Source organism: Pseudomonas sp. AAC, from assembly GCF_000725445.1.
Lineage (GTDB): Bacteria > Pseudomonadota > Gammaproteobacteria > Pseudomonadales > Pseudomonadaceae > Pseudomonas > Pseudomonas citronellolis.
Genome location: NZ_KL647094.1, coordinates 246,426 through 261,105, shown reverse-complemented (window position 1 = coordinate 261,105; position 14,680 = coordinate 246,426). Strand labels below are relative to the sequence as shown.

Below are 14,680 nucleotides of genomic sequence, written 5' to 3'. Positions count from 1 at the left end.
ACCCCTCAGACATCCACCTGAATGCCCCGGCCTTTAAGGGATTCCTGAAGGGAGGTCGCTGGCGATTTGCCTAGGATCGCCGGTGGGGCATCGCCGGCGGCGCCGGCGTTCGTTGCCCGCTGATTTCAGCCTCCCGCACACCGGGTGGCGATGACTGCCAATTGACGATTTGAAGGAGTCTCGGCGCATGACCGACAAGAACTGGAACGACGATCAGGACCGGCCGCAGGCCAGCCTGCCCTTTGCACAGGACGCATCCGCCGGACAGGGCGCGCCCGCGCCGCGTGCGGACAAGCCCCAATTCCTCATCGTGGACGATATCGGCAAGCTCAAGGGCGTGGTCGAGTCGGGCGGATATACCAACGACAAGACGCCGACCTTCACGGGCTCCGGCCTTACGGTGAACCAGGAAGTGTTCATCCGCGTCGTTCTCGAATCCGGTGAGGTGCAGGACCTGGGCAGCGCCGTGGTACGCAAGAACGGCACCTGGTCCCTGGACATCGACATGCCGTTCCAGGATGGCGTGGTCGATTTCTACATCACCGTCGACGGCGTCGATTCCGACCCCTACCGGGTGACCTTCGATAACCAGTTGCCGGAGCCGGTCGAGCTGGAAGAGCCCCTGCAAGTGCTGGCCGGCGAGCGCCCGTTGGCGATGGACGGTGGCCAGGTGCAGGCCAATGCGCAGCCGAGCTTCGTGGGCAAGTTCGCCGGCCAGGCCAGCGTAGCGGACATGCATGCCGTGCTGCTGGAAATTCACTATGGCACGGAGAAGGTCACTGTCACGGCCGAGATCGGCAGTGATGGTTCCTGGCGCTGTGAGTGGCCAGATGAGCTGGCGGAGCAGCAGGGGGACTATACGCTCAAGTTCTTCATGATCGATGCCGCCGGCAACGTGCATACCGAAGGGGGGCAGTACAAGCCCTTCCAGCAACTGGAACTGACGCTCGACACGATCCCGCCCGATGACGATGCCGTGGTGAGCTTCATCCTGCACGACGACTTCGGCCCGGTCACCGGGGTCATCGCCGCCGGCGGCAAGACCGACGACACCACCCCGAGGCTCGAGGGCCAGGTGGCGAACGCTGCCGACAACGGCGTCAAGTGGGTGGAAATCCTCCTCGACGGCAACGTCCTGGCGCGGGTGCTGGTGGATGATCTGGGCAACTGGGAGTACACCCCGGACGCACTGGCTTCCGGCGCGCACCACCTCGAAGTCTTCCCGCTGGACGCCGCCGAGAACTATGGCAAGAGTGCCTCCATCGACTTCGAAGTGGCCGGGCCGGATGTGCCGCCCTTGTCGCCGCCGGTCATCGAGGAAATCCGTGACGACCAGGGCTCGGTCAGCGGCCTGCTGAACGATGGCGACGTCACCGACGACACCAGCCTGTCGCTCAAGGGCCACGCCGAGGCCGGCAACCTCGTATTGCTGTATGTCGGTGGGGTACTGGCCGCCAGCGCAGTCGCCGACGAAAACGGCAACTGGACCGCCGAACTGCCGCTGGCCGGCGATGGCGAGCATGTCATCATCGCCAAGGCCCAGGACGACTTCGGTCGCCACAGCGACGAAACCGCCCCGGTGTCCATCACCCTCGACACCATAGCGCCGGAACAGCCGGGCATGGTGGATGCCCAGGACAACACCGGCGCCATCACCGGCCCCATCGAGCCGGGCAGCGTGACCGACGAAACCCAGCCGACCCTCAGCGGTTCGGGCGAGCCGGGCGACACCGTCAGCATCCTCGACAACGGCGAGGTGATCGGCACTGTCGTGGTCGATGAAAACGGCCAATGGGAATTCACCCCGGAACAGCCGCTGGAAGAGGGCGACCACAGCATCAGCGTGGTGGTCACCGACCCGGCCGGCAACGCCAGCGAGCCCAGCGAGTCCCTGGACTTCAGCGTCGACAGCAGCGTACCGGCCATGGTCATCGACCATCTCGAACTGCAGGACGACTTCGGTCCGGTAGTCGGCGCCATCGCCAACGGCAGCTCCACCGACGACGCCACCCCGACCGTGGTGGGCCATGTCGAAGGCGAAGCCGCCTGGGTGGAAATCTACGATGGCGAGACCCTGCTGGGCACCGCCCTGGTGGACGGCGACGGCAACTGGAGCTTCCAGGCGCCGGAACTGGAGAGCGGCGAGCACAGTATCTCCGCCCGTCCGGTGAACGCCATCGGCCAAGTGGGCGAGGCCAGCGACAGCATCGGCTTCACCGTGGTGGGCGAGGAAACCCCGCTGCCGCAACTGCCGGTCATCGATGAAATCCTCGACGACCAGGGCTCGGTCACCGGCCTGCTGAACGATGGCGACCTCACCGACGACGCCAGCCTGTCGCTCAAGGGCAGCGCCGAAGCCGGCAAGCTCGTGCTGCTGTACGTGAACGGCGAACTGGCCGCCAGCGTGGTGGCCGACGAGCAGGGCAACTGGACTGCCGAACTGCCGCTGGCCGGCGATGGCGAACAGGTCATCACCGCCAAGGCCCAGGACGATGCCGGCCGCCACAGCGACGAAACCGCTCCGGTATCCATCACTCTCGACGCCACCGCGCCGGACAAGCCGGAACAGGTGGGCGCCGACGATAACGAAGGCGTGGTGCAGGGCCCGATCACCCAGCATGGCGCCACCAACGACAACACCCCGGAATTCAGCGGCCAGGCCGAGCCGGGCTCCACGGTCATCATCAGCGACAACGGCGTGCCCCTGGGCAGCGTGGTGGCCGATGCCCAGGGCAACTGGAGCTACACCCCCGAGCCGCCGCTGGCCGACGGTTCGCACAGCATCACCGTGCAGGCCCAGGACGCCGCCGGCAACCTCAGCGAGCCCAGCGACGCGCTGGAATTCAGCGTCTGGAGCGAGGCGCCGCAGGTGAGCATCGACCACGCCCTGGACGACGTCGAGCCGGGCCTGGAGAACGTGGCCAGCGGCGGCATCACCAATGACCTGCAGCCGACCCTGGTGGGCACCGCCACCGCCGGCGCGCTGGTAGTCCTTTCCGAGGCCGGGCTGGTGCTCGGCAGCGCGGTCGCCGACGCCGAGGGCAACTGGAGCATCACCCTGGACCGTAACCAGTCCGAAGGACCCCACACCTACACCGCGGAAGTCCGTTGCGCCACCGGCGAGTTCGCCCAGGCCGACTTCGTCCTGGTGATCGACAACAATGCCCCGGACCGCCCGATCCTCGACGCCGTGCTGGACAACGCCGGCCTGGTCCAGGGCGCGCTGGCCAGCGGCGACACCACCGACGACGCCACCCCGACCCTGCAGGGCGGCGAGGCCGAGCCCAACGGCCTGGTCAAGGTCTACGACAACGGCACCCTGGTCGGCAGCACCCTCGCCGACGAGAACGGCGACTGGAGCCTGGAGCTGCCGGAGCTGGCCGATGGCGCCCATAGCCTGACCGTCACCTCCAGCGATGCCGCGGGCAACGAAAGCAAGCCGACCCGTCCGTTCGAACTGACCGTGGACACCGCGGTGGCCGACCTGGTCATCGACAGCATCGAGCTGGTGGACGACTTCGGTGAGGTCCAGGGCCTTATCGCCGACGGCGGCAAGACCGACGACACCACGCCGCTGCTGCAGGGCCACGTCGAAGGGACGAATGCCGCCTACGTGGAAATCTACGACGGCGAAACCCTGCTGGGCACCGCCGCGGTGGACGCCCAGGGCAACTGGAGCTTCCAGGCGCCGGAGCTGGCAAGCGGCGAATACGCCTTCAGCGCCGTACCGGTGGACAGCCTCGGCAAGACCGGCGAAGCCAGCGAAACCATCCGCTTCGAAGTGGTGGGCCCGGAGGTCGCCCTGCCGAACGCACCTGTCATCAGCGAAATCCTCGATGACCAGGGCTCGGTCAGCGGCTTGCTGAACGACGGAGACCTCACCGACGACACCAGCCTGACCGTCAACGGCAGCGCCGGTGCCGGCAACCTGGTGCTGCTGTACGTCAACGGCGAACTGGCTGCCAGCGTGATAGCCGACGAGCAGGGCAACTGGACTGCCGAACTGCCGCTGGCTGGCGATGGCGAACAGGTCATCACCGCCAAGGCGCAGGATGAAGCTGGCCGCCACAGCGACGAGACTGCACCGGTCAGCGTCATCCTTGACACCACCGCGCCGGAACAGCCGGGCATGGTCACCGCCGAGGACAACACCGGCGCCATCACCGGCCCCATCGAGCCGGGCAGCGTGACCGACGAAACCCAGCCGACCCTCAGCGGTTCGGGCGAGCCGGGCGACACCGTGATCGTCCTCGACAATGGCGAGGTGATCGGCACGGTCGTGATCGACGAGAACGGCCAGTGGGCGTTCACGCCTGAGCAGCCGCTGGAGGAGGGCGACCATAGCATCAGCGTGGTGGTCACTGACCCGGCCGGCAATGCCAGCGAGCCGAGCGAATCCCTGGACTTCAGCGTCGACAGCAGCGTGGCGCCGATGGTCATCGACCATCTCGAACTGCAGGACGACTTCGGTCCGGTAGTCGGCGCCATCGCCAACGGCAGCTCCACCGACGACGCCACCCCGACCGTGGTGGGCCATGTCGAAGGCGAAGCCGCCTGGGTGGAAATCTACGACGGTGAAACCCTGCTGGGCACCGCCCTGGTGGACGCCGAAGGCAACTGGAGCTTCCAGGCGCCGGAACTGGAGAGCGGCGAGCACAGCATCAGCGCCCGCCCGGTGAGCGCCATCGGCCAGGTCGGCGAAGCCAGCGACAGCATCGCCTTCACCCTGGTGGGTGAGGAAACCGATCTGCCGCAGCCGCCGGTCATCGACGAAATCCGCGACGACCAGGGTTCGATCACCGGCCTGCTGAACGACGGCGACGTCACCGACGACACCAGCCTGACCGTCAACGGCAGCGCCGATGCCGGCAACCTGGTGCTGCTGTATGTGAACGGTGAACTGGCCGCCAGCGTGGTGGCCGACGAGCAGGGCAACTGGACCGTCGAACTGCCGCTGGCCGGCGATGGCGAACAGGTCATCACCGCCAAGGCGCAGGACCCGGCTGGTCGCCACAGCGAAGAGACCGCTGCGGTCTCCGTCACCCTCGACACCACCGCGCCGGAACAGCCGGGCATGGTCATCGCCGAGGACAGCACCGGCCCCGTCACCGGGCCCATCGAGCCGGGCAGCGTGACCGACGAAACCCAGCCGACCCTCAGCGGTTCGGGCGAGCCGGGCGATACCGTGAGCATCCTCGATAACGGCGAGGAGATCGGCACCGCCACCGTCGACGAGAGCGGCAACTGGACGTTCACCCCGGAACAGCCGCTGGAGGACGGCGACCACAGCATCAGCGTGGTCATCACCGATGCGGCCGGCAACGTCGGCGAGCCCAGCGAGGCCCTGGACTTCGTGGTGGATTCCACGCCCGTGTTCGTCACCATCGACATGGCCCTCGATCAGGTCGAGAGCATCACTGGCGAGGTGGCCAACGGCGGCATCACCAATGACCGGCAGCCGACTCTGGTGGGCACCGCTACCGCGGGCGCGCTGGTGATCCTCTCCGAGGCCGGGCTCGTTCTCGGCAGTGTGGTCGCCGATGCCGAAGGCAACTGGAGCCTGCGCCTGTCGGTGGGCCAGTCCGACGACGAGCACCACTACACCGCCGAGGTGCAGAGCGTCACCGGCGCCACCGCCCAGGCCGAGTTCAGCCTGCTGATCGACACCGATGCCCCGGACCGTCCGATCCTCGACGCCGTGCTGGACAGCGCCGGCCTGCTCCAGGGCGCGCTGGCCAGCGGCGACACCACCGACGACGCCACCCCGACCCTGCAGGGCAGCGAGGCCGAGCCCAACGGCCTGGTCAAGGTCTATGACAATGACGTCCTGGTCGGCAGCACCCTCGCCGACGAGAACGGCGACTGGAGCCTGGAACTGCCGGAACTGGCCGATGGCGCCCATAGCCTGACCGTTACTTCCAGCGATGTCGCGGGCAACGAAAGCAAGCCGACCCGTCCGTTCGAACTGACCGTGGACACCGCGGCGGCCAACCTGGTCATCGACAGCATCGAGCTGGTGGATGACTTCGGTCCGCTCACCGGCCTGATCGCCGATGGCGACAAGACCGACGACACCACGCCGCTGCTGCAGGGCCATGTCGAAGGCGAGGCGAAGTACGTGGAGGTCTACGACGGCGAAACCCTGCTGGGCACCGCCGCGGTGGACGCCCAGGGCAACTGGAGCTTCCAGGCGCCGGAGCTGGAAAGCGGCGAGCACGCCTTCAGCGCCGTACCGGTGGACGCCCTCGGCAAGACCGGCGAAGCCAGCGAAAGCATCCGCTTCGAAGTGGTGGGCCCAGAGGTCGCACAGCCGGAGGCACCGGTCATCAGCGAAATCCTTGATGACCTGGGTTCGGTCAGTGGCCTGCTGAACGACGGCGACGTCACCGACGACACCAGCCTGACCGTCAACGGCAGCGCCGATGCCGGCAACCTCGTACTGCTGTACGTGAACGGTGAACTGGTCGCCAGCACCACCGCCGATGAACAGGGCAACTGGAGCGCCGAGCTGCCGCTGGCCGGCGATGGCGAGCACGCCATCACCGCCAAGGCGCAGGACCCGGCTGGTCGCCACAGCGAAGAGACCGCTGCGGTCTCCGTCATCCTCGACACCACCGCGCCGGAACAGCCGGGCATGGTGACCGCCGAGGACAACACCGGCGCCATCACCGGCCCCATCGAGCCGGGCAGCGTGACCGACGAAACCCAGCCGACCCTCAGCGGTTCGGGCGAGCCGGGCGACACCGTGAGCATCCTCGACAACGGTGAAGTGATCGGTACGGTCGTGATCGACGAGAACGGCCAGTGGGAATTCACTCCCGAGCAGCCGCTGGAGGAGGGCGACCATAGCCTCAGCGTGGTGGTCACCGACCCGGCCGGCAACGCCAGCGAGCCGAGCGAGTCCCTGGACTTCAGCGTCGACAGCAGCGTACCGGCCATGCTCATCGACCGCATCGAGCTGATCGACGACGTCGATCCCGTCACCGGCGCCATCGTCAACGGTGACTCCACCGACGATGCCGCGCCGCTGGTACAGGGCCATGTCGAAGGCGAAGCCGCCTGGGTGGAAATCTACGATGGCGAGACCCTGCTGGGCACCGCCCTGGTGGACGGCGACGGCAACTGGAGCTTCCAGGCGCCGGAACTGGAGAGCGGCGAGCACAGCATCTCCGCCCGCCCGGTGAACGCCATCGGCCAAGTGGGCGAGGCCAGCGACAGCATCGGCTTCACCGTGGTGGGCGAGGAAACCCCGTTGCCGCAGCTGCCGGTCATCGATGAAATCCGCGACGACCTGGGCTCGGTCACCGGCCTGCTGAACGACGGCGACGTCACCGACGACACCAGCCTGACCGTCAACGGCAGCGCCGATGCCGGCAACCTGGTGCTGCTGTATGTGAACGGCGAACTGGTCGCCAGCGCCACCGCCGACGAGCAGGGCAACTGGAGCGCCGAACTGCCGCTGGCCGGCGATGGCGAGCACGCCATCACCGCCAAGGCGCAGGACCCGGCTGGTCGCCACAGCGAAGAGACCGCTGCGGTCTCCGTCATCCTCGACACCACCGCGCCGGAACAACCGGGCATGGTGACCGCCGAGGACAACACCGGCGCCATCACTGGCCCGATCGAGCCGGGCAGCGTGACCGACGAAACCCAGCCGACCCTCAGCGGTTCGGGCGAGCCGGGCGACACCGTGAGCATCCTCGACAACGGCGAGGTGATCGGCACGGTCGTGATCGACGAGAACGGCAACTGGGAGTTCACCCCGGAACAGCCGCTGGAAGAGGGCGACCACAGCCTCAGCGTGGTGGTCACCGACCCGGCCGGCAACGCCAGCGAGCCCAGCGAGTCGCTGGACTTCACGGTACAGGCCCAGGTGCCGACCCTCAGCCTCGATTCGGTCTACGACGATGTCGAAGGCATTCTCGGCGAGATCGCCCAGGGCGGGCTGACCAACGACGCCCAGCCGATGCTCTCCGGCACGGCCGGCAACGGCGCGGTGCGGGTGCTCATCCATGACGGCCAGACGCTGCTGGGCAGCGCACTGGTCGATGGCGACGGCAACTGGCAGTTCGAGCTGCCGGAACTGGCCGACGGCGAGTACAGCCTGAGCCTGGTGGCCGAAACCGCCAGCGGCACGCCGAGCGAAAGCCTGGAGTGGAGCTTCACCGTCGACACCCAGGCACCGGAAGCCGTCACCGGCCTGGACCTGGTCGACGACGAACCGCTGATCACCGGCACCATCGAGCAGAGCGGCCTGACCAACGACGCCACGCCGACCTTCAGCGGCCAGGCCATCGGCGCCAAGTGGGTGAACATCTACGACGGCAGCCTGCTGATCGCCAGTGTTTCGGTGGACGCCGAGGGCAACTGGAGCTTCACGCCGGAGGAGGCGCTTTACGAAGGCGTGCATCGCTTCAGCGCCGCCGCCGTGGACGAGGCCGGCAACGAAGGCGAGCGCAGCGTCGGTTGGAACTTCACCGTGGATGTCACCGCACCGGGCCGTGTCACCAACCTGGGGCTGTACGACATGATCGGACCGAACCCCGAGACGGACTGGGGCGATGTGCCGAAGGGCGGGAAGACCGACGACCCCTGGCCGAACTTCTATGGCCAGGTCGACACCTTCGGCGTGAAGTACGTGTACGTCTACGACGATGGCAAGTTCCTCGGCTCGGCCACGGTCAACCAGACCACCCTGGAGTGGGCGTTCGAACCGCGCCTGCCGCTGCAGTCGGGCAAGCACAGCCTGCAGGCCTGCGCGGTGGACGAAGCCGGCAACGTGGGCCCGCTCAGCGAGCCCTGGGACTTCACCATCGCCCTGCCGATCGCTGCCGACCCGTCGATCATCAACGTGCGCGACGACGTCGCTGGCGTCTACCTGCAGAAGGAGGACTTCACCGAGGACGTGACTCTGACGGTCAAGGGTTCCTCGCCGCTGGGCACCACAGTGACGCTCTATGCCAACGGCGTAGCGGTGGGCTCGCAGACGGTGGATGAGGATGGTTACTGGTACATCACCACCAGCGACCTGAGCCTTCTGGCCAACCCCGACGGTTCCGTGAGCCTGGTGGCCGAGGCCGAAGGGCTGGCGCCCACCGGTCCGTTCACCATCTTCCTCGAGGACAGCGTGCTGCAACCGCAGGTGCTGGCCGAGCCCCTGGGGGGCGAGGAAGCGCTGATGGCCGGGCTGTTCGCGGCGCTGGAACTGCACCAGGAGCCGGTCGCGCAAGCGCAGCCGCTGTCGTTGCAGGGCCTGCTGCAGGCACCGGCCGGGGCACAGGCTCCGGGCGTGGCGGCAACCCCGCCGGCAGCCGAGGCGCCAGTGCCCGACAGCATGCTGGTGAAACAGGACCTGCTGGCGCTGCAACAGCAGCAGCTGGTCTGACCGACCCGGCCCGTCCGGCGCTTCGGCGCCGGGCGGCCCGGTTTTCAGGCGGCATGGGCGCAAGCCCGTGCCGTTTTTTTTCGCCTGAAAAACACGCTGCGCCCATTATCGAGCGGGCCTGTAGGCGCGCGCCCTGCGCGCGAATCGCGGACAGAGTCCGCTCCTATCGGCGCTGGGAAAATACTGTCGTAGGATGGGTTGAGCGAAGCGATACCCATCGCCATGGTTGGCCGGCGGACGGAGGTTCAATGATGGAGCATCGGCGAAGTCCGTTGCCCTCACCCCAACCCTCTCCCGGAGGGAGAGGGGGCTGTCCGTGCCGAGAGGATAAATGGTTTCAGCTGGAAATCTCTGTGCTAGCCGGCTGACACCAGAACGTCCGACCCTGCCCAACGGTTCCCTCTTCCTGAAGGGAGAGGGGGCTGTCCGTGCCGAGAGAGGGAATGGTTTCAGCTGGAAACCGCCGGAGCTGCCGGCTGACTCCAGAATGCCCGACCCTGCCCAACGGTCCCCTCTCCCTTCAGGGAGAGGGTTAGGGAGAGGGCGCTCTTCGAAGCCACGTCATGCCTTCCCGGCGGAACTCCATTCGCGAACAACGGCGCCAGGTTCAACTCCGGAGCCGTGTTGATGTCCGTAACCCTCTCCCCAGCCCTCTCCCGCAAGCGGGAGAGGGGGCCGTTCGGAGCGAGCGGTGAATTCGGAGTCATCCTGAAACTCCCAGCCCCCTCGTCACTCCCACGAACGCGGGACACGCCACGACCATGCGCCCCTGGAGCCGCCGGCCAGAACACCGCTCCCCATGGGGGCGCCGAGGCTCCCCCCATCCCGCCATGAACGCCCCACCCCCTCCGCGAACAACCTTTTCCGCCCCCCCACCGACAGCCGCCGACCAATGCTGCCGGACTTTAGGGAGCGCCTTAGATACACGGCAGCGATGGCCTTTTAGCATCCTCCCTCGCCTGCCGGACGCCCGCACAGACGGGGCCAAGCGGCAGGCCTGCCAAACGAACGGCGGCGGGCCCGGCCCGCCGCCGTTCGACACTAGACTCAGGAGTACCACATGACTGTCAGCAAGAACCTGTCCCGCGAGGCGGCCGCTTCCGTGCTCGCCCAGAACGATCCGCTAGAAGTGCCCGTGGCGCCGCCCGCCCCGCACATCAGCTACGTGCTCGACGATGCCGGTACGCCGGCCTACCAGGGCATCGTCCAGCTCAACGGCTACACCGACGACACCACGCCGACGCTGATCGGCAACGGCGCGGCCGCCGGCGACCTGATCAAGGTCTACCACGGCGACCGGGTGATCGGCAGCACCATCGTCCAGGGCAACGGCTCCTGGCGCTTCACCCCCTCCGAGGAACTGCGCGAGGAGGGCGTGCAAGTGCTGCGCGCCACCGCTACCGACAGCAGCAACGGTCTGGAAAGCGACTTCAGCCCGCCCTTCAGCTTCATCCTCGACCTGACCCCGCCCAGCGCCCAGGCCACCATCCAGAACGTTTCCGAAGCCCTGCCCGAGCAACCGCTGGTCACCGTGGACTCCACGCCCATGCTGTTCGGCAGCCTGAGCACCGCCCTGGCCGCCAACGAGAAGCTGCAGATCAGCCTGGACACCGGCGCCACCTGGCAGGACGTCGCCTCCGTCAGCGGCGCCTACTGGCAATACCAGGACGTGCGCGAGCTGCAGAACGGCAACTACACCTACCTGCTGCGCACCATCGACGCCGCCGGCAACCAGGGCGCCATGACCGCCCAGCAGATCACCATCAGCCGCGAGGTGACCCCGCAGCCGGTGGAAGGCATCAAGGTCAGCATCATCGGCATCACCCCGGACACCGGCGTGGAAGGCGACTACATCACCAGCGCCTCGAAGATCACCCTGCTGGGCACCCTCAGCGAGGAACTGCCGGCCGGCGCCAAGCTGCAGGTCAGCGTCGATGGCGGCAACAGCTGGAAGACCGTGCAGGCCTTCGGCACCGACTGGATCTACATCGACCCCAGCGTGCACAACCTCGGCACCCAGGTGCGCTACGAAATGCGCGTGCTGGACGCCCAGGGCAACCCGGTGGCCAGCAGCTACGCGGCCCAGGACGTGGTCTTCGACGCCGGCAACCCGCTGCCGGACATGTACTCCAGCATCGAGCTGGGCACCGACACCGCGGTGGAGATCGCCGGCCAGTACAGCAACGCGCAGAGCGCGCAGAACAACGACTTCATCACCCGTGACAACAGCGTCACCCTGTCCGGCAAGCTCAGCGCCGCGCTGCAGATCGGCCAGCACCTGCAACTGTCCCTGGACGGCGGCAAGACCTGGGAGACGCTGATGTCCAACGGCGGCCAGCTGTGGAGCTACACCAGCGAACCGCTGTCGGCCAGCCAGCAGCTGGGCGTGAAACTGCGGGTGGCCGACAACGCCGGCAACAGCGTCGAGCTGGGCGAGCGCACCCTGGTCGTCGACATCGACTCGCCAGTGCCCTTCGCCTTCGCCCCGCAGCTCGGTGAGCAGGCCTTGAGCGGCGAGCGCGCCTACTACTCCAGCGCCCAGTACGGCCTGGCCGAGGCCGGCGCCACCGTGGCCCTGGTGCAGGACGTCAACCGCGACGGCCGCTACCAGGAAGGCCTGGACAAGATCGTCGGCTACGCCGTGGCCGGCAACGACGGCCGCTGGAGCTTCGACGCCATCCTGCCCGAAGGCCAGCAGCAACTGGGCTTCGTCACCTGGGACGTGGCCGGCAACAACTCCGGCTTCGGCCCGCAGGTGCTGACCGACGCCCACCGCCCGGTCAACGAGGCCGGCTTCAGCGTCCATGACACCGGCTGGGGCGGCACGGTCGCCTCGGTGCGCGGCTCCAACACCGCGGCCATGGCCATGAGCGCCGACGGCACCTGGTCGTTCTTCCAGAGCACCGGCTACGCCCTGAGCTCCACCGCCTACAAGAACGCCGGCCACGTCTTCAGCGGCCTGGACCGTGACGAGTACCGCGCCAGCTACCTGAGCGAGCCGCTGAAGGTCACCTCGGACGGCAACGGGCACATGATCTCCAAGGCCACCTTCGCCGACTACAACCGCGACGGCCTGATGGACGTCATCGCCAATGTGAGTGGCAACTCCGCGGACCTGCCGGTATGGACCGCCAAGGCGGACGGCACCTACAGCGCAGGCTCGGTCAACAACCCCAACCGGCTGAACATCGGCGGCGTGATCGCCTGGGACGGCAACGGCGACGGCTACACCGACTTCATCGTGGTCGACAACACCATCGGTAGCTGGGGCTTCAACCTCATCCACAACGACAACGGCGTGCTGAAAGGGGAGCGCAAGGGCAACACCTGGTGGGGTTCGGAGATCAGCGGCGTCGACCTCAACAACGACGGCGCCGTGGACCTGGCCGGTCACAACGACCAGCACGGCAACACCGCCCTGAGCGTATTGCTGACCCAGAGCGACGGCAGCTGGAGCAAGGAGCAGACCTTCGGCAGGATGTTCCGCAGCGATAGCGCCGGCAGCACGGAATACAGCAACCTGGCCACCTCCATGACCTGGGCCGACTTCGACGGCGACGGCGACCTGGACCTGTTCCTGGCCCGCGGTGCTCGCAGCTCCACCGGCCATAACGGCAATTCCGACGACAGCCGCATCTACCTGAACAAGGGCACCGATGCCAACGGCAAGTGGCTGGGGATGGACAACGACAACCCGCTGTTCTTCAACGACGCCCTCGGCCAGGACCAGAAAGGCAACCTGGTGCACTTCGACGGCGGCCCGTCCTTCGCCGTGGACTGGAACCATGACGGTAAGATGGACGTCATCGAGGCGCCGCGGCAGAACGCCGCCTGGTCCTCCACCAATGCCGCCATGACGCCGGTGCTGTTCATCAACCAGGGCAATGGCGACTGGATGAACAGCGGCCAGCTGCTGGGCAACGAGGCCTACGACAACGTCACCGGTGCGGTGGCGGTGGACTACGACTTCGACGGCGCCGTGGACCTGCTGCTGTACCGCACCTCCGGCAAGGACCATGTGGGCCTGGATACCGCTTCGTCGCCCACGGTGCTGATCCGCAACGAGAACCACGTGGCGGAAGGCACCAGCCTGATCCTGCGCATCCTCGACAAGAACGGCATGAACAGCTACTTCGGCAACACCGTGCAGCTGTTCGACGCGGCGGGCCGCCTGGTCGCCACCCAGATCCTCAACCCGCAGTCCGGGGTGACCAACGACAGCTCCGGCCTGGTGTACTTCTACGGTCTGGACGCGAACCAGACCTACAGCGCCAAGCTGCTGGCCGAGCCTGCCATCGGCAACGGCAACATGGTCCCGGGCCGCTTCGAAGAGGACCTGGGCCTGATCAACCCGACCTGGGGCAACCTGGTCACCGGCGCCGCCGAGCACGCCTACGTGCTGACCGCCGGCAAGCCGACCGTGAGCTTCGACAGCCAGGGCGCCGGCACCGTGGGCACCGGCTACAACGACAGCTTCATGGCCACCGAAGGCAACGACGTCATCAACGGCGGCGGCGGCTGGAACCTGCTGGCCGACGGCAGCAAGCAGTGGAGCGCCACCCAGGGCCTGGACGAAGTGGACTACCAGTTCGCCAAGCAGGGCGTGCAGGTCAACCTGCAGAGCGGCCAGTCGCTGGGCATGGGCAACGACACCCTGATCGGCATCGAGGCCGTGAAGGGCAGCTGGTACGCCGACGCCTTCATGGACAACGCCGCCAGCAACCGCTTCGAAGGCCGCGGTGGCGATGACGTCTACTACCTCTTCGGCGGTGGCAACGACACCCTGGCCTATCGTCCGGTCGATGCCTGGGACGTTTCCGCCGATGGCAGCAACGGCCATGACATGGTGTTCGGCTTCGGCCTGGGCAACGTGCTGAACAACAGCAACGCCGACATCATCGACCTGCGCGGGATGCTCGGCTACGGCGGCCCGGTCAGCCTGGTCCGGGATGACGGCGTGCTGCAGCTGGATGCCTCGTCCCAGGGGCTGCTGGACTACCTGTCGAGCCGCGTCGAGGGCAACAACACCATCATCAGCGTCGACCGCGACGGCATCGGCCAACAGGTCGGTTCCACCGACCTGATCACCCTGATGGGTGTGCGTACCGACCTGCTGAACCTGATCCAGAACCACCAGATCATGGTCTGAGGCCCTGAACCGCCCCGGCGCTTGCGCCGGGGCACCGATTCGTTTTCAGCGGCGCCGAATTTTCTCCCCCTTGGTGGCGCCGCTTTTTTCTTTCCGGGCGCGAGCAGGCTCGTGACCCCACATCGGCCTGGCGGCCTTTCTTCGAA

The 14,680-nt window shown here is 67.2% G+C and carries 2 protein-coding genes; both read left to right on the top strand.

From position 1 onward, the window contains the following. Positions 1–187 precede the first annotated feature (187 nt). Positions 188–9,385: an Ig-like domain-containing protein gene (locus tag FG99_RS01005; protein ID WP_043266671.1), complete on the top strand. Its 9,198-nt coding sequence runs from the start codon at positions 188–190 to the stop codon at positions 9,383–9,385. Between the two features lie 1,060 nt (positions 9,386–10,445). After that, the gene (locus FG99_RS01000) at positions 10,446–14,534 is read left to right on the top strand and encodes a VCBS repeat-containing protein (protein ID WP_051878329.1); all 4,089 of its coding nucleotides are present in this window, start codon (positions 10,446–10,448) and stop codon (positions 14,532–14,534) included. Positions 14,535–14,680 lie beyond the last annotated feature (146 nt).

Coding starts and splice junctions, on each gene's coding strand:
- FG99_RS01000 (WP_051878329.1), top strand. CDS start 10,446: ATGACTGTCAGCAAGAACCTGTCCCGCGAGGCGGCCGCTTCCGTGCTC.
- FG99_RS01005 (WP_043266671.1), top strand. CDS start 188: ATGACCGACAAGAACTGGAACGACGATCAGGACCGGCCGCAGGCCAGC.